Source organism: Microbacterium arborescens (assembly GCF_049707515.1).
GTDB classification, from domain to species: domain Bacteria; phylum Actinomycetota; class Actinomycetes; order Actinomycetales; family Microbacteriaceae; genus Microbacterium; species Microbacterium arborescens_B.
In genome coordinates this window covers 808,780-824,087 of record NZ_JBNAFI010000001.1, presented here as the reverse complement: position 1 = coordinate 824,087, position 15,308 = coordinate 808,780, and the positions used below count along the sequence as shown (strand labels likewise).

Annotated in this window: 13 protein-coding genes; 5 read left to right on the top strand and 8 right to left on the bottom strand. The window is 69.9% G+C overall.

Annotated elements, in window-relative coordinates:
• The first annotated feature begins 2 nt into the window (after positions 1–2).
• Positions 3–593 carry a hypothetical protein gene (locus ACPYN5_RS03730; RefSeq protein ID WP_424447623.1) on the top strand — a complete coding sequence of 197 codons (591 nt, stop codon included), beginning with the start codon at positions 3–5 and terminating at the stop codon, positions 591–593.
• Between the two features lie 57 nt (positions 594–650).
• Here the strand turns inward: ACPYN5_RS03730 and ACPYN5_RS03725 are convergent, their stop codons facing one another.
• The 3 genes from ACPYN5_RS03725 to ACPYN5_RS03715 all read right to left on the bottom strand — a co-directional run bounded on the left by ACPYN5_RS03725 (position 651) and on the right by ACPYN5_RS03715 (position 3,766).
• Positions 651–1,553 (bottom strand): SDR family NAD(P)-dependent oxidoreductase, encoded by a 903-nt coding sequence (locus tag ACPYN5_RS03725; RefSeq protein ID WP_424447622.1) that lies wholly within the window; start codon positions 1,551–1,553, stop codon positions 651–653.
• A gap of 101 nt (positions 1,554–1,654) precedes the next feature.
• Positions 1,655–1,792, bottom strand: coding sequence for a hypothetical protein (locus ACPYN5_RS03720; RefSeq protein ID WP_424447621.1), 138 nt, complete (start codon positions 1,790–1,792; stop codon positions 1,655–1,657).
• A 138-nt stretch (positions 1,793–1,930) separates the two neighbouring features.
• Positions 1,931–3,766, bottom strand: coding sequence for a DEAD/DEAH box helicase (locus tag ACPYN5_RS03715; RefSeq protein ID WP_424447620.1), 1,836 nt, complete (start codon positions 3,764–3,766; stop codon positions 1,931–1,933).
• Between the two features lie 102 nt (positions 3,767–3,868).
• Here ACPYN5_RS03715 and ACPYN5_RS03710 point away from each other — a divergent pair, with 102 nt between their 5' ends.
• The 4 genes from ACPYN5_RS03710 (at position 3,869) to ACPYN5_RS03695 (ending at position 7,258) form a co-directional block, all read left to right on the top strand.
• Complete coding sequence (locus ACPYN5_RS03710; protein WP_424447619.1) at positions 3,869–5,851, top strand: ABC1 kinase family protein; 1,983 nt, start codon at positions 3,869–3,871, stop codon at positions 5,849–5,851.
• Between the two features lie 92 nt (positions 5,852–5,943).
• Positions 5,944–6,306: a hypothetical protein gene (locus ACPYN5_RS03705; RefSeq protein ID WP_424447618.1), complete on the top strand. Its 363-nt coding sequence runs from the start codon at positions 5,944–5,946 to the stop codon at positions 6,304–6,306.
• 130 nt (positions 6,307–6,436) lie between these two features.
• The gene (locus ACPYN5_RS03700) at positions 6,437–6,784 is read left to right on the top strand and encodes a LysR family transcriptional regulator (RefSeq protein ID WP_424447617.1); all 348 of its coding nucleotides are present in this window, start codon (positions 6,437–6,439) and stop codon (positions 6,782–6,784) included.
• Between the two features lie 108 nt (positions 6,785–6,892).
• Positions 6,893–7,258 carry a hypothetical protein gene (locus ACPYN5_RS03695; protein ID WP_424447616.1) on the top strand — a complete coding sequence of 122 codons (366 nt, stop codon included), beginning with the start codon at positions 6,893–6,895 and terminating at the stop codon, positions 7,256–7,258.
• 14 nt (positions 7,259–7,272) lie between these two features.
• Here ACPYN5_RS03695 and ACPYN5_RS03690 read toward each other — a convergent pair whose 3' ends face one another.
• The 5 genes from ACPYN5_RS03690 to ACPYN5_RS03670 all read right to left on the bottom strand — a co-directional run bounded on the left by ACPYN5_RS03690 (position 7,273) and on the right by ACPYN5_RS03670 (position 15,280).
• Positions 7,273–8,586 carry a cellulase-like family protein gene (locus tag ACPYN5_RS03690; RefSeq protein ID WP_424447615.1) on the bottom strand — a complete coding sequence of 438 codons (1,314 nt, stop codon included), beginning with the start codon at positions 8,584–8,586 and terminating at the stop codon, positions 7,273–7,275.
• Complete coding sequence (locus ACPYN5_RS03685) at positions 8,583–9,425, bottom strand: sugar ABC transporter permease (RefSeq protein WP_424447614.1); 843 nt, start codon at positions 9,423–9,425, stop codon at positions 8,583–8,585. Before ACPYN5_RS03685 ends, ACPYN5_RS03690 begins: the two co-directional genes overlap by 4 nt.
• On the bottom strand, positions 9,425–10,780 hold the full coding sequence (locus tag ACPYN5_RS03680) for a carbohydrate ABC transporter permease (protein ID WP_424447613.1): 1,356 nt from the start codon (positions 10,778–10,780) through the stop codon (positions 9,425–9,427). Before ACPYN5_RS03680 ends, ACPYN5_RS03685 begins: the two co-directional genes overlap by 1 nt.
• 88 nt (positions 10,781–10,868) lie before the next feature.
• Complete coding sequence (locus ACPYN5_RS03675) at positions 10,869–12,092, bottom strand: extracellular solute-binding protein (RefSeq protein ID WP_424447612.1); 1,224 nt, start codon at positions 12,090–12,092, stop codon at positions 10,869–10,871.
• 191 nt (positions 12,093–12,283) lie between these two features.
• Positions 12,284–15,280, bottom strand: a complete 2,997-nt coding sequence (locus ACPYN5_RS03670) for a DUF5107 domain-containing protein (protein ID WP_424447611.1) — start codon at positions 15,278–15,280, stop codon at positions 12,284–12,286.
• Between the last annotated feature and the right edge of the window lie 28 nt (positions 15,281–15,308).

Below are 15,308 nucleotides of genomic sequence, written 5' to 3'. Positions count from 1 at the left end.
CCATGAGCTCGAACCCCTCGGACCTCCCCACTCCGTACTCCGCGAGCGTGCCGCGAGCGGAACCCGACCGGGCCGCGCTGCGCGCCCGCATCCCCGGCTGGGGCGCCGATCTCGATCCCGCGGACCGCCCCTCGGGCACCGTGGAGTCGATCGACGAGACAGCCGCCGCGCGCGGGGTGCCGCCGATGCAGCCCCGCGACCCGCGGCGCGAGCGCTCCATCGAGCACGCCGTTCTGACACCGGTCTACGGCACCGCGCAGCCGCTGCACGGTCTCTCGGGCAGCATCCGCAGACTCGGCTACGACCGGTTCAGCGAGGCTCGCGCAGCGCACTGGCTGCTGCTGATCCTCGGCGACCGCGTCGAGGCGATCGGCGCGCACCTGCGATCGTTCGCGACGGCGCGGCCCGACAACCCGGTCACCGAGACGGGCGTGCTGTCCGAGGCGAAGCGGCATCCGATCCGGTCCCGTCTCGGGCGCGGACGGGTCGATCTGCGCCACACGTGGCTGGATCCCATCCTGGTCGCGGGCCCGTGGGTGCTCGCGGCCTGGGGCGCCTTCCGCGTCCTGCGGCGGGCCACCCGTCGCGGCTGAGCCCGACGTCGCCGGGCCCGATGTCGCCGGGCCCGGTGCCGCCTGGCAAGTTCCGGATCAGCGGCGGGGCGTCTCCGCGACGGTCGCGGGATCGTCGAGCGGGGCGAGCACGGCGCCCGAGCTCGGCGGGGTCGCAACTCCGTCGCGGACGCGGACGTGCGCGAGATCGGCGGAGAGGCGGGCCGTCACCCGGGGCGCGAGCCGCGCGCCGACGAGGGCCGCTCGCGCCTTCCAGCCCGCGGGCTGAGCGACGCGGGGGGCGAGGGATGCCTGCAGGATGGCGTCGGCCACGCGCTCGGGCTCGTCCATCAGCGGCATCCGCAGCGCCTTCCCGGAGTGGTTCCCCGCGTGCCGCCAGAACGGCGTGCGCACGGCCCACGGCAGCACCGATGCCACCGAGACCCCGTCGATGTCTGCGAGACGCAACTCTTGCTGGAGCGTCTGCGTGAGGCTGAGCACACCGGCCTTCGTCGCGGCGTAGGAGGCCTGATACGCCAGCGGCACGACACTTTCGACCGATGCCGTGTTCACGAGCACACCCGATCCCTGCGCGATGAACCGGCGCAGCGCGATGTGCGCGCCGCGCATCGCGCCGGCGAGGTTCGTCTCGACCACGCGGACGTGCTCCTCGACCGGGACGTCCCAGAACATGCCGATCGTCCCGACGCCGGCGTTGTGCACCCAGACGTCGATGCGTCCGAAGACCGACTCCGCCTCGTCGGCGAGTCGCTCGAGGTCGCCGGGCCGGGCGACGTCTCCGACGACGGCGTGCGCTCGGCCCCCGCCTTCCCGGATCCGTTCGACGAGACCGAGCAGAGCATCCTCGCGCCGAGAGAACACGACGACCTGGGCCCCGAACTGCGCCGCGCGCAGCGCGACACCGCGCCCGATGCCACTCGATGCGCCGACGACGACGACGGTGCGTCCGGACAGGGCGGCGAGACGGGAGAGATCAGCCATGTCGGAAGCATCTCTCCCGCCCCGGCCGCCGACGACGCCCGTTGCGCTCGGTCGTCCGAGGCGCTATGGGCATCGCAGCGGCGTCAGCCTCAGCAGCAAGGTCAGCGGTCGGTGCGCGCGTCTGCGGCGGCCTCTTCGGCCTCCGCGCCCTCCTCGGGCGACTCCGAGCCGGCGGATGCCGCCGCGTCGTCGCTCTCGTGCTGGCCGTCGTCGTCTCGTCCGTGGTGGTCCGCAGTCATGCCGATTCTCCGATCGCGTCGCGTGATGCCCCACGTCAGCGGGGTCGATACCACTGTGCACGCGGAACGGATGCGGCGAACCGGGGTTGCCCGCAGGGCGGAAGCGTGCGAGACGCTCCGCCCTGCGGGCACCGGGAATCAGTCCTGCATCTCGGAACGGTGGCGCGGCTTCCGCGCCGGACGGTCGTCGCGGTCGCTGGACCGGTCGTCGCGGTCGCGGTCGCGCGGGCGCTCGTCACGGTCGAAGCGGCCGCGCGGAGCGCGGCTCGGCCCACCGGTGTCGACCCGGATCTCGATCGCCTTGCCCGAGATGCGGGTGTCGGCGAGGCGGTCGAGCGTCGACTGCGGCATGTCCGACGGCAGCTCGACGAGCGAGAAGTCCGGGCGGATCTGGATCGCGCCGAAGTCGCCGCGGCTGAGACCGCCCTCGTTCGCGAGGGCGCCGACGATCTGACGGGGCTCGACGCGGTGGCGCTTTCCGACCGCGATGCGGTAGGTCGTCATGTTCGGGTTGCTCGCGCGCGGGCGACGCTCCGGACGACCGTCGCGGTCGTCGCGATCGAAGCTGCGGGGAGCACGATCCTCGCGCGGGGCACGCGCGCGAGGCTCGGGGTCGGGCTCGAGGAGCAGCGGGGTCTCCCCCTGCGCGACGAGCGCCAGCGCTGCGGCCACGTCGACCTCGGGAACGTCGTGGTGACGGACGTAGTGCGCGATGATGTCGCGGAAGCGCTCGACCCGGTCGGTCTCCTCCAGCGCCGCGGTGATGCGGTCGTCGAAGCGCGAGAGGCGCGTGACGTTGACCTCGTCGACGCTCGGCAGCTGCATCTGCGTCAGCGGCGAACGCGTGGCGCGCTCGATCGCCGAGACGAGGCCGCGCTCGCGCGGGGTGACGAAGCTGATCGCATCGCCCGTGCGCCCGGCCCGGCCGGTGCGGCCGATGCGGTGGACGTACGACTCGGTGTCGGTCGAGATGTCGAAGTTGACGACGTGGGAGATGCGCTCGACGTCGAGGCCGCGCGCGGCGACATCCGTGGCCACGAGGATGTCGAGCTTGCCCGACTTCAGCTGGTTGACGGTGCGCTCGCGCTGCACCTGGGCGACGTCGCCGTTGATGGCGGCGGCCGAGTAGCCGCGTGCACGCAGCTTCTCCGCGACCTCCTCGGTCGCGCTCTTCGTGCGGGCGAAGACGATCATGGCCTCGAAGTTCTCGACCTCGAGGATGCGGGTGAGCGCGTCGATCTTCTGCTGGAACGACACGATCAGGTAGCGCTGCGTGATCGTCGACGAGGTCGTCGTCTTCGAGGCGACCGTGATCTCTTCGGGATCGTTGAGGTACTGCTTCGACATCCGGCGGATCGCTGCGGGCATGGTCGCCGAGAACAGTGCGACCTGCTTCGTTGCGGGCGTGTCGGCGAGGATCGTCTCGACGTCTTCGGCGAAGCCCATCTTCAGCATCTCGTCGGCCTCGTCGAGCACCAGGTACTTCAGCTCGGACAGGTCGAGCGTTCCCTTGTCGAGGTGGTCCATGATGCGGCCCGGGGTTCCCACGATGACGTGGACGCCGCGGCGCAGCGCCGACAGCTGGACGCCGTAGCCCTGGCCGCCGTAGACGGGCAGCACGTGAACGCCCTTCGTGCGCGACGCGTACTTCTCGAACGCCTCGCACACCTGCAGCGCGAGCTCGCGCGTCGGCGCGAGGACGAGCGCCTGCGGCGTCTTCTGCGTCAGGTCGAGCCGGTCGAGGATCGGCAGCGCGAACGCAGCCGTCTTGCCGGTTCCGGTCTGGGCGAGACCGACGACGTCGCGCCCCTCGAGCAGCGTCGGAATCGTCGCGGCCTGGATCGCGGACGGCGTCTCGTACCCCACGTCGGAGAGCGCCTTGAGCACCTGCTCCCCCAGCCCGAGGTCGCGGAAAGTGATGACGGGCGGCTCGTCGACGGACTCGGGTACAGACTGTTCAGCAGAAGTGGACACGCTTCAGGGTAGTCCGCCGCCGGCGAGAACGCATGATCGGCCCGGCGCGGCTCGCCCTCGTGCCCTAGCCTCGGAGGAAGGTCGACGCGCTCGGGGGTACGGATGCCGGAATGGTTGCTCTTCGCGATCGGGGCGGTGGTCTTCGCGGTCGCGGCCACGTGGCTCGCCAAGCGCGTGCTCGAGGCGCGCGTCGGCTGGGTGCGCGGCCCGATCGTCTCGCTGGTCGTGTTCGTCGTGTTCGCCCCGCTCGGACTGTTCGTGCTGCAACAGGCGGGCATCATGCGGGGTGGCCGCATCCTCGCCGACAGCCCGATCACGATCGGGTTCGTGCTGCTGGTGCTCGCGTGGATGTTCGCGATCGTGCTCATCGCCCTGATCACGCTCGAGCTGATGTGGCCCGCCCGGGTTCCCATCGGTCCCGTCCGCGCCGTGCGCGAGGCGCTGCACCGCCGCCGCCGCGCGATGCGGTACGCCCGGATCGTCGCGATCGCGTCGCGTCACGGGTTGGGCGGCATGCGCAGCGAATCCGCGCGCGCCGAACTTCCCCGAGCGCTGGCAGCCACTCTCGATGACGCGGGGGTCACGTTCGTCAAGCTGGGTCAGATCCTCTCGACCCGCAGTGACCTGCTGCCGGCCGAGATCACGAGGGCTCTCGCGACCCTCCAGATGGACACGACGCCGATCCCCTGGCCCGAGGCCAAGGCCGCGATCGAGACCCAGCTGGGTCGCCCGCTCGACCTCGTCTTCACGTTCATCGACGAGACACCGCTCGCGGCGGCATCCGTCGGTCAGGTCCACACCGCGCAGCTGCGGAACGGAACGGATGTCGTGGTGAAGATCCAACGTCCCAAGGCGCGGGCCGAAGTGGCGACCGACCTCGACATCATCGAGCGCGCCGCCGCCGACCTCGAGCGCCGCACCACATGGGCCAAAGACGTCGGGGCCTCCGCGCTCGCGGCGCAGTTCGCCGTCGCGCTGCGTGAGGAGCTGGATTACCGCGTCGAGGTGGCGAACATGGAGATGCTGCGCGACTCGATGACCGCGGCCGACGCCCGCGCCGTGCGGATCCCCGACGTGTACCCGGAGCTGTGCACCGAGCAGCTCATCGTCATGGAGCACGTGCGCGGCATCCCGTTCAGCCGGTTGCCGGCGCCCGGCAGCGGCGAGTTCGGGTCGATACACCCCGACGACGCGACGCGTATCGCCGACGCGGTGCTGGATGTCATCGTCGGACAGGTCGCGTTGCGCGGGGTGTTCCACGCCGACCTGCACCCGGGCAACCTCATCCTCCAGCCCGACGGCATCGTCGCGCTCATCGACTTCGGGTCGGTCGGCATCGTCGAGAAGAGCCTGCGGCGACTTCTGCTCCCGCTGCTCGTCGCCCTGCACAACGAGGACGACTCGGGCGCGACCGACGCCGTTCTCCTGCTCGTCAAGCCGCGCGCCGGCAGCGAGCTCGACGTCGCGGCGCTGCAGCACGACATCGGGGTGATCCTCACCCGGATGCACAACTCGCGCGCCGATCAGCACCTCTTCTCGGCGCTGATCGACGTGCTGCGACATCACCGGCTCGCTCTGCCACCCGGACTGCTGCTGGCGTTCCGCACCCTCGGGGCCGTCGAAGGGACGCTGCGCCGCCTGGATCCCGGGTACGACATGATCAAGCGGGCGCTCTCGCGAGCACCGCAGTATGCGCTGCGGATGGGCGACCCGCGCACGGCGGCGCTGAGCGCTCAGGTGCAGCTGCAGCTCGGGCGGGAACGGTTGCGAGATCTGCCGCGGCGGGTCGACGGCATCCTCCACGATCTCGAGTCAGGTCAGCTGACCGTGCGCCTCCGTGCGCTCGAATCGCCTGAAGACCGCACCTGGGTCGAGTCGCTCACCGGTCAGTTCACCACGACGCTGGTGGGTGCGACCCTCGTCGTCGTCGGGGTCATGCTCGGGGTCGCCGACCACGGGCCCCTCCTCACGGAGTCGGTCTCGGTCTTCCCTTTCCTGGGCAGCATCGTCGGGCTCGGCGGACTGCTCCTGCTGCTTCGGTCGCTGCGCACCGCGCTCGTCCGGCGCGAGACCTCGGGAAGCTGAGGCCGGTCCCCCGGCTCGGAAGCACGTCTCGTAGCGCACAGCACCGCCAGACGCCACCCCCCACCGGAATCACCGGCGTCTCGGGTATTCCGGTGGGCATGGACATGATTCACTACGCCGGCGACTCCGTGGTGACCGGGTCCGAGATCGCCCGGGCACTCCTCGATTACGCGCAGGCCCTCGCGCAGGACGGCAGCTCGGCGACCGTGGACGTCCCGGTCATCGACGCCGACGGCACTGAGGCCCGGTGGGAGGTTCTCGTCGGCCCCGCCAGCCAGATCACCTCGCTCGAGACCGACTGGGACGGGCCCGAACTCCGCGACGACATGCTGGTGGCACGCCTGCGCCGACAGGCCGATCAGCTGCGTCAGCGCGCCACTTCCGCTGCCGTCGCCACGGAAGACCCGACATTCGGCGGCGCACCGCAGTCGTGGAACGACTTCGACAACATCTGACCCGGGTACGACGTCCGCGGTCGCTCAGCCCCGGCGGGCTCAGCACTTCCTGACACAATGGGCCGGGGCCTTCCGCCCCGTCCGCTCCCGAACGGCTGGAATCCGCCATGACCGATACGGCCACCTCTTCATGAAGACCCGCGACCTCGTGCACTTCGTCACCGCCGCCGAGATCCTGCACTTCCCGCGCGCCGCGGAACGTCTCGGCATCTCGCTTCCCGCGCTGTACTCCTCGATCGACCGGCTCGAGGAGGAGGTCGGCCACCCGCTCTTCGCGAAGGACGGCGGCAAGCCGCGGCTCACTCCCGCCGGCACGCTGCTGCTCGCTGACGCGCGCGCCGAGGTCGCCGACGCCCCGCAGCGCGACCCCCAGCGGAAGCCCCCGGGAAGCGGAAAGGCCAAGGCGTCGAAGGGCGTCGGCCGCGCGCCGATCGTCAAGGGACAGCCGAAGCCGTACAAGAAGCGTCAGGGGCGCTGATCCTCTCTCCGCTCTTACGCGACTTCCCGGCGTCGGGCTAGGGCCTGTGTCGTGACGCACGACACTGGGAGAGTAGCTCCGTTCCGCCTACGACCGAACGGAGCCACCATGGCTGACGAGAACACTCCCGACGCGACGAACGAGCCCGCGAAGTCGACGAACGAGACAGCGGAGCCGGAGAAGGGCCTCACGCGCGCGGCATCCCGCGCGGTCCACGGCGTAGCGGATGCCGGCACCGGCGCGATCCACACGGCGCGGGATGCCGCGAAGAACGCGCTGCCCGACGCGGTTCCCGACGTCGCCGACAAGATCATCGATGCTGCCGCCGACTTCGTGACCACCCGGATCGACGCCGACGCGAAGGTGGCGGACAGCGTGCTCACCGTCGGGCGCGGCGCGGGCAGAGCCGTGCGCCTGGCAGCCGTCATCGCGGCGGTCGCCGTGATCGCACTGCTGATCAGCCGCCGCGGGTGACGGAGCGCGCGGCCTCAGCCAGCCGCTGACGCGAGGAAGCGGTCGTTGCACTCGCGCTGGAGTGCGACGTCCTGCCACATCGGGTGGTGTGGGGCGGCATTCGAGCACACGAGCGTTCCCCACGCCCCGATCCGCGCCGACTCCTCGATCGCGAGGCGGCAAAACTGCGCGCCGATCGGACCCTCCTCGAAGTCGCCGTGCAGCGGCGTGTATCCGACCCAGCCCTCGCCGAAGACGGTGGGGATGCCGCGCTCGGCTGCGCGGTCGGCGGCCACGTCGAGCCAGAGCTTGAGCTTCAGCACCATCTCGTGGTGGTGCACCTGGTAGCGCTCGTAGAGGAAGCGGTCGAAGGCCGCCGCATCCACCCAGTCCATGAGGTAGATCTCCGGTTTGCCGACGATGGTCGCCTGCATCTTCCACGACACCTCGTCGGGAAGCACCCAGCTCGTCGGCTCCGGAGCGTCTGAGCGCAGCAGTCCCGCGGCTCGCACCGCCTCGACGGGGAAGTCGGCGAGGCTCCCGCGCAGATCGAAAGCGGCGGTGATCTCGTCGAGGACTCCGTAGACGTAGGGGTGGGTGACGAGGACGTCCATCTCCCGCGGGAGCGTCCGCATCGCCGCGACGGGGACGCCGGCGTAGTTGACCGTGACCGGGTGCGCGGGGTGGCGGGCGTGGAAGGCGGCGAGCCCGCGGTCGAGACGAGGCGTCAGGGCGGCGATCGCCGCGTCGGGATCGATCGCGGCATCCGTTAGGCCCTCCCCGAGGTAGCCCGCCTGAACCTCGTTGTGCAGCTCGGTGAAGGCGATGCGATCGTCGAGTCCCTCGGCCGCGACGAAGGACACGAGGTCGGCGAGGCTCTCAGCGAGACGTAGCGGCCGGTCGTCGGGCGCGACGGCGATGAGAGCCTCCCACCAGGCCGGATCGGTGGCGAACACGGACGACTGCTGGTACTCCCACGACGAGAGGATCACGAACATGTCGTGCCGCTCCAGCACGCGGAACAGCTCGAGGAGGTGGGCCCGGGCATCGATGCGCGTGGGCGAGGCGACGTCGTACCAGCGCACATTCTGCGCGTACGTACCGCCGAGCCGGTCGAGCTCGAGGTCGGACGTGTCGATGTCGGTTCCGAAGAGCAGGAACGGCATCGCGCAGATGCGGACCGTGTTGTAGCCGCGGGCGACCGCATCGGCCGCGGCCGCATCCAGGTCTTCGAACGGCTCCCCTGCGCCGGTGCGGACGTACCAGGAGAAGTCCCACAGCGTGATCGTCAGCTTCTCGGGCAGGTGGGTGGGGATCGGCACGGGCTGGTATGCCTGGGGCGTCGTCATTCTTTGAGGGCTCCGGTCGACAGAGAGGTGATGAGGGACTTCTGGGTGACGAGGAAGAAGATCATGAACGGGATCGCCACGATGATCGCCCCGGCCGCGAACGCGGTGAAGTCGCTGTTCTTCTGCGAGACGAAGCTCACGAGGCCGAGGGCGAGGGTCTGCATCTCGGGGCTGCGCAGCACGAGCTTCGGGAAGATGAAGTCCATCCAGGGCGCCGCGAACGTCGTGACGGCGAGGAAGATCAGGATCGGCTTCGCGATGGGCATGATGATCGTCGCGAAGGTGCGCAGGTGCGAGGCGCCGTCGAGGCGGGCCGCCTCGTCGAGCCCGTGCGGGATGGTGTCGAGATAGCTCTTGACCAGCCAGATGCTGTAGGGCAGGTTGCCCGCGAGGTAGACCAGAACCAGGCCCCAGAGCGTATCGAGCGCGCCGATGCGCATGAGGATCACGTAGACCGCGATCATCCCGACGAACGAGGGGAATATCTGCAGGACGATCATGCTCGTGAGGAGGGACCCCTTGAACGTGAACGAGAAGCGGGAGAACACGTACGCCGAGAGCGAGGCGATCACGAGCGTCCCGATACAGGTGCACGCGGCGATGATGAACGAGTTCAGGAACCATTGCGGGTAGAGGGTCTGCGTGAACAGCTTCGAGAAGTTGTCGAGCGTGAACCCGTTGGCGAACGGAATGGGCGACAGCGACGCCGCCGACCGGCCCGGCGAGACGGCCGAGCTGAGGGTGAACAGAATCGGCCAGATCACCACGATCGACAGCATCACGCAGCCGATGATGACGACGGTCGTCCAGACCGCGGCGCGGACTCTATCGATGCGCATCACAGTTCTCCCTTGAAGGCCTTGGTGCGGCGGAACTGCAGGATCGCGAACGGCGCGAGCACCAGGAAGATGACGACCGCGATCACCGCGCCGTAGTTGTACTGGAGCAGTTCGATCGTGATCTTGTAGATCCAGCTGACGAGGATGTCGGTCGAGCCGGCGCCCGTGCGCGTCGTGTCCGCCTCGTTGGGCCCGCCGTTGGTGAGGAAGTAGATCGCGCCGAAATTGTTGAAGTTCGCCGCGAACGACATGATCAGCAGCGGCGCCGTCTGGAAGAGGACGAGCGGGAACGTGATGAAGCGGAAGCGCTGGATGCCGGTGGCGCCGTCGAGCGCGGCGGCTTCGCGCACGTCCTGCGGGATCGCCGTCATCGCGCTCATCGTGAGCAGCATGAAGTACGGGAACCCGCACCAGAGGTTGATCAGGACCACGGTGAAGCGCGCGAGGGTCGGCTCGGTGAGCCACGGGATGGCGGTGTCGATGATGCCGAGGTCGATCAGGAGCTTGTTCACCGAACCGAACGCGCCGTTGAGCATGTTCCGCCAGACGAGCAGCGACACGACCGCCGGGATGGCGTACGGGAGGATGAAGATCGCCTGGAAGATCGGCTTGATGCGGAAGTTCGACTCGTTGAGGATGACCGCGAGGATCATGCCGCCGAAGAAACACGTGGCGACGGCAAGCACCGCCCACACGAGCGTCCAGACGAAGACGCGCACGAGTGCGCCCGCCCACAGCTGGTCGCCCCCAAACATCGCGGCGAAGTTGTCGAAGCCGACCCAGTCGACGGTGTTGGCCGGAGGGATGTTGTTCGGCGAGGAGTAGTTCGTGAACGCGACGAGCGCCGAGAACACCAGCGGCACGAGCACGAAGAAGAGGATCAGCAGGATCATCGGCGCGAGGCCGAGCACCGGGAACGCGCGCGTCGTGATCGCCGACAGCTGGCGGCGCGCCGACGTCTTCTCCCGGTCGACGCCGAGGCGGTGATCGAGCATCGCGCTGCGCACCGAGATGGCGTAGACGGCGAGGAACACCGCGATCACGGCGGACGCGAGAACACCGTCGATGAGCATGAACAGCGAGTTGTCGCGTTCGCGCACCGGCAGCTCGGGCTGCGGCGTGCCGAGGGTGATCATGCCGACGACGTTGCCGATGAGGAACGGCGCGGCGACGAGGAACAGCACCTCGACGGCCGCGAACGCGGCGCCCTTGTACCGTTGCTTCAGCACGGTCATGTGGGCGAGGCCCATGAACGCGAGCGCGAGCAGGCGCACGCGGCGGGCGTCGGGGGCGGGAGTGGCCGGAGTCTCGGGGCGCGTCGCCTCGTCAGCCGGTCGTCGCGTCAGAAGCGACATGTCGTGAACCCTTCTCCGGGCAGCGACGCTCCCGCGGCTTCGCGCGAGCGAAGGGCGGGAGCGCCGCTGCGTGGACGGTGACGAGGCGTCACTGACCTTCGATGACCGAGGTGGCCGTGGCGAGCTCGGTGTCGATGTCGGCACCGTTCCAGATGTTCTTCACCGCCGAGTCCATCGCGAGCCAGAACTGGGCGGCCTCGGGGATGGACGGGCTCGGGAAGGCGTAGTTCCCCTGCTCGATCAGGCCGAGGGTGGCTTCGTTGTCGACCGGGATGTCGGCGGAGGGCACCGATCCGGTGAGGTCGTAGGCCAGCTGGAGCATCTCGGGGCTCGCGAGGAACGCGGCGAAGTCCTGTGCCGCCTCGTTGTGCTCGGAGTACGCCGAGACGTACATCGTGCGCGAGTTCGAGAACGACCCCGACGGCTCGTCCGAACCGGATGCCGCGGGCATCGTGGTCACGGCGTAGTCGAGGCCAGCATCGTCGAAGACGGGGATGTTCCAGGAGCCGGTGAGGGTCATCGCCGACTGGCCGCTTTCGAACAGGGTGTCGACCGTCGCGTCGTCCAGGTCGTCGGCCGCGACGTCGAGGACCTCGCGGAGCTTGACGAGCTCGGCGGCACCCTCGGCCGTCGCCGCGGTGTCGGTGTTGGGCTGGCTCGGGTCGTCGACGTTCTCACCGAAGGGCAGGTTGTCGGGCTTGTCGAAGAGGAACGAGCCCGCGTAGTACACGACACCGGGGTTCATCGCGAAGCCGTACTTGCCGGGGTTCTCGGCGGCGAACTGCTTCGAGAAGGCGACGACGTCGTCCCAGGTCTTCGGGGGGTCGGTGACGTACGCCTTGTTGTAGAACAGCGAGTAGGTGTCGATCGTGACCGGCACGCCCCACATCTCCTCCTCGTAGGTGACGTTCTGCACGGCACCCTCCAGCAGCTCGTCCTTCAGCTCGTCGGCACCGGCGACGGCGAGGATGTGTCCACCGGCGACGAGCTCACCCGTGGCGTTGCTCGGCGCGGCGAACACGTCGGGTCCGACACCGGCCGGACCGTCGAGGGCGATCTGCGCGGGGGCGTCGCCGAGTTCGACGTTCTTGTACTCGATGGTGACGTTCGGGTTCTGCTCGGTGTAGGCCTCGCCGGCCTGCTTGATGAATTCCGAGCGGCCCTCGAGCGACTCCCAGACGACGAGGGTGACCGCGTCGCCCTCCCCGCCGGTGGCGCCCGAGCCGTTGTCGCCGGAGCATCCGGCGAGGGCGAGCGCGGAGACGGCCAGAGCCGCGACGGCGACGACAGGCTTGCTGACTGGGTTCTTCACGATGGTTCTCCTTTGTTCCTCGTGAGGCCCGGCGGCTCGGTGCGGAGCACGCCGGGAAGCGGATGGTGCGCGCGACGGTGTTCGGGAATCGTCGCGGTCGTACGGTGTGATGCAGTGCGGGGTTCGGCGTCGAACCTGGGCTTCAGGCTAGGTCGGGCGCGGGGCCCGGACGATGGGCGAATCGCTGGCATTCATGGACGAAACGACGCATCGTGGCCGTGATCGGATGCCGGCTCCCGCGCGAAGAGCAGCAGTTCCGGAAGGCTCGTGGCGAAGTAGTCGGTGACCCCGTCCTCGTGCCGCGCGACCGGCGCCGTGTAGGGGCTGCGCGCCTCGCCGAGAGTGGCGGGCGGGTCGACCGGCGGCATCCCGAGCGCATCGTGGACGGCATCCCAGGCAGCGATCGCGAGCCCCTCGCCACCCTCCCACGGATGGAAGCATCGCGTGGTCAGGATCTCGTAGGCCCTGCTGGCGTGGCCGTCGGCCACGAGCAGCGTCACGTAGGCGATCGTCAGGTCGTCGCGCTCGAGCACGAGGTGCTCGAGCGGACGCAGCCGGCCCAGACGCTCACGCGTGCTGTGCCCGAGGCGGATCGCGAGCTGGTCGCGCTCGAACAGCAGGCGGGCATCGGCGGGCGCGGCCTCGACCGCACGATCGTAGAGCGCCCAGGCGCGCTCATCGTCGGCGTCGATGTTGTACGCCGCGAGACCGGCGTTGCGCAGGAGCACGGGGCTGTCATCGCCCAGCTCGATCGCCCGGGCGAAGTGAGCGCTCGCTTCGGTGCGGCGGTGGTGGGCGTAGCGGAGCGTGCCCAGCAGGTGATGCGCCACGGCGTCGTCGGGCTCGGCCGCCAACGCCGCCGACAGGGCGTCGGCGGCGTCGAGACCCGCCGGGAACGCGCGCGTGAGATCCGAGCCGCGAGCGCGGGCGCGCTCGGCTGCGGCGCGGGCGCTGTCGCCGAGGGCATCGGCGAGGTGCGCCGCCAGGTACGAGGCGACAGCACGGAGGTTCGCGGCCTGTCCGGGATCGGCATCGGCGACCCGGTGGAACAGCTCGCCGGCCGCATCCCACTCGCCGCTGTCGCGGAGATCGAGGGCGACATCGAGCAGGATGCCGGGGTCTGCGACCTCTGCGCCGTCGAGGACCCGCAGCCACGCGTCGAGCGGATCGCGTGCCCGGGCGGCGGTCAGCACCGCGTCGGCGGCCTCGCCCGCCCCGGCCCGCCGGAGCAGGATCGCCCGCAGGGCGGTGCGGCGGGTGTCGTGTCCGGCGACCTGGTCGAGCTCGTCGAGCACTCGGAACGCGGCGCGATGCTGCGCGCGCGCCGCGAGTGATTGCGCGAGCGCGAAGCCCGCCGCGGCGGTCCAGGTGCCGTCCCACGCCGCTTTCCCGAAGGCCCGTTCCGCCTCGACGCGGCGACCGAGCCGCTGCAGCACGAGTCCCTGCAAGTAGAAGGCCTCGGCGTCCACGGGGTTGGCATTCCGCCGCGTCAGTCGGGCGAGCGCGCGCTCGATGCGCTCGAGGGCCGTCTCGTAACGGCCGGAGCGGTAGTCGAGGTCGGCGAGCGCGAGGTTCGTGCGGACGTCGCCCGGGTCGAGACGCAGAGCGGCGTGCCAGTACGGCAGCGGAGACCGGGTGGGATGGCGGTATTGGGTGAGGTGCAGTCCCGTGAGGTACAGCTCGTCGACCGAGTCGATCTGCTCGGCGAGCGGGGGCTCTTCGGCCACCCACGGCTCGTCGTCGCCCACCGCGATCGGCTCCCACCGCACGAGCAGGCGGCCCGCGGCATCCGTCAGCTCGACCCGCAGGTCGCCCGCATCCGTCTCACCGGGCGCATCGGCCGACAGCTCCGCGACGTCGCCGGGACGGAGATCGACGGTGCGCCCGGCGATGACGTCAGCGCCCGACATGATGCGCAGCGTTGCGCCCCGCTGCGGTCGCGTGACGGCGACAGCGGTACGGATGCCGGTGTCGCCGCGGTCGACGTGGACGGCGGCGTCGGGTGTGGCCTGCGACGCCGGTCCGATGGCCGGGATCGGGTACCAGTACTGGGTGAAGGTCTTCGTCTCGCCCGGCAGCAGCCAGCTGAAGTCGGGCTGGTTGTCGGTGTAGACACCCGCCATGAGCTCGACGTAGGGCCCGTCGGCGTCGGTCAGCTGGGCATCCCAGGCGTGGCCGAAGGGCGCGTCGCCCCACGTCCACTGCTTCTTGCCGGGTGAGACGCGGCGCTCGGCCCAGTGCACGAAGCCGGCGCCGGCACTGTGGTCATATCCGCCGAAGAAGTCCTCGTTCGAGTCGACGATCATGTAGGACGTCGGCACCGGGATGTTGCGGTACCAGTCGATGCGGTCAGTTCCGGGCTCGGCGGCCGCCCGCTCGGGGTAGTCGACGCCGTAATAGGGACGATCCGCTTCCGGGAACGCCGTCAGCGCACGACGGGCGTGGTCGGCGACGTAGCGCACGTCCTCGGGGAAGAACGACTGGTAGTCATCGCCGACGCGTGCGGCGACGTTCGCCCACCACAGGAACGTCTGCCGCTCCTTCGTCCGGTTGTGCAGCCGCACGACGAGCTCGACGACCGAGCTGTCCGGGCGCAGGCGGATGCCGTGCTGCGCGGACATCCGCGCGAACGGGTCGTGATCGTGACACCACACCGTGGCCGTGCCGTCGGGGTCGTGCTCGATGACGGTCTCGACGGGCAGGTAGGTCGCGGGACGGTGGTGCTGCGGCCAGTTGAACTCGACTCCCCCGCTGATCCACGGGCCGGCGAGCCCGACGAGCGCGGGCTTGATGACGTTGTTGCGGTAGAAGAAGTCGTATCCGGTCGTCTTGTCGAACCCGATGTGGATGCGGCCGCCGAGCTCCGGGAGCACCATGACGCGCAGGTAAGTGTTCTCGAGGTGCACGGCCTGCCAGGAGCGACGCACCGGTTCGTCGGCGACCGACTCGGTGAACGGGAGCGGGTACACCTTTCCGCTGGACCCCTGATAGACGCGCTGGTCGAGGTACATCGGGTACGGGCTCGGCGTCCCCGCCTCGTAGGTCAGGATCTCGACCGGCTCGCTCCAGGCGACCGCGCGGCCGGCGGCGATCTCCGATGACCGCTCGGCGTCGGGCTCGGGCAGCACGAGCGTCTCGGGACCGCCCACGGGGCTGGGCTCGGACGGGGCGGAGTGATGAAGGGTCATCGCTGACCTTTCCTTTTCGGCGTGGCGG